Below are 434 nucleotides of genomic sequence, written 5' to 3'. Positions count from 1 at the left end.
GCGCCAGCTCGCCGCCATCGTGGCGCGGCTGGACGAGCAGGACAACGCGAACGACCAACTCTCCGGGCGGGTCGACCGGCTGTCGGCGCGGGTCGACGCATTGTCGAGCAAGATCGACCGGCTGTCGGGCGACGTCGCCACCCTGGCTTCGGCGGTCGAGCAGGCCCTGACCTCATTCACGAATCTCGGCCGTCGCGTCGTGCGGCTCGAACATCCCGATGGTGGAACCTGAACATGGCAGACCGAGACAACCGCGGCCCGCGCCGCGACCGCGACGAGAACCCCGAGTTCGCCGACCGCCTGGTGGCGATCAACCGGGTGTCGAAGACGGTGAAGGGCGGCAAGCGCTTCGGCTTCGCGGCGCTCGTCGTGGTCGGCGACCAGAAGGGTCGCGTGGGCTACGGCAAGGGCAAGGCCAAGGAGGTCCCCGAGGC

At 69.8% G+C, this 434-nt stretch carries 2 protein-coding genes; both read left to right on the top strand.

The window, feature by feature from the left end; genetic code table 11:
* On the top strand, positions 1 to 232 hold a 232-nt coding region (locus D7Y13_RS43240), incomplete at its 5' end, for an MbeD/MobD family mobilization/exclusion family protein (RefSeq protein WP_208734659.1).
* 2 nt (positions 233 to 234) lie between these two features.
* On the top strand, positions 235 to 434 hold a 200-nt coding region (locus D7Y13_RS43235), incomplete at its 3' end, for an uS5 family small ribosomal subunit protein (protein WP_500683206.1).

Source organism: Corallococcus praedator (assembly GCF_003612125.1).
GTDB classification, from domain to species: Bacteria; Myxococcota; Myxococcia; order Myxococcales; family Myxococcaceae; genus Corallococcus; species Corallococcus praedator.
The sequence above is the reverse complement of the archived record's forward strand: the minus strand, read 5'-3'. Positions and strand labels throughout refer to the sequence as shown.